Source organism: Streptomyces sp. NRRL F-525, assembly GCF_000716605.1.
In the GTDB taxonomy this organism is placed as follows: Bacteria; Actinomycetota; Actinomycetes; order Streptomycetales; family Streptomycetaceae; genus Streptomyces.
In genome coordinates, this window is the sequence record NZ_JNXE01000178.1 from 1 (window position 1) to 336 (window position 336).

The following is a 336-nucleotide window of genomic DNA, read 5'->3' on the forward strand; positions in this document are numbered from 1 at the left end:
GTTCGAGCAGGCCGCCCACTCCCTCGCCGCCTAGGAGTCCGATGAACGCCACGACCACCACGCCCCCCAAGACCCTGAACCTGCTCCGGATCGCCACCGAGCTGGTCACCGAGGGAGCCCGGCACGGATCACCGTCCATGCTGATGCGCCGAATCCGCCAGAACCACGACATCACGATTGGCTTCGAAACCGCCCGAGCCCTTCTCACGGACCTGTTCGCGGCCGGCGTGGTTGGACCGTACAACCGAGACACGCACGCCTACCCGGTCCTCCTGGACCGGCATGACGCCCTCAGCACGCTGGACGACTACATCCAGTCCGGCACCACAGACTGGT

At 66.4% G+C, this 336-nt stretch carries 1 protein-coding gene; it reads left to right on the forward strand.

The features are described from left to right. Positions 1-41 precede the first annotated feature (41 nt). Positions 42-336 (forward strand): hypothetical protein (locus OO69_RS48415; protein WP_033287436.1); only part of this gene is annotated, 295 nt, incomplete at its 3' end.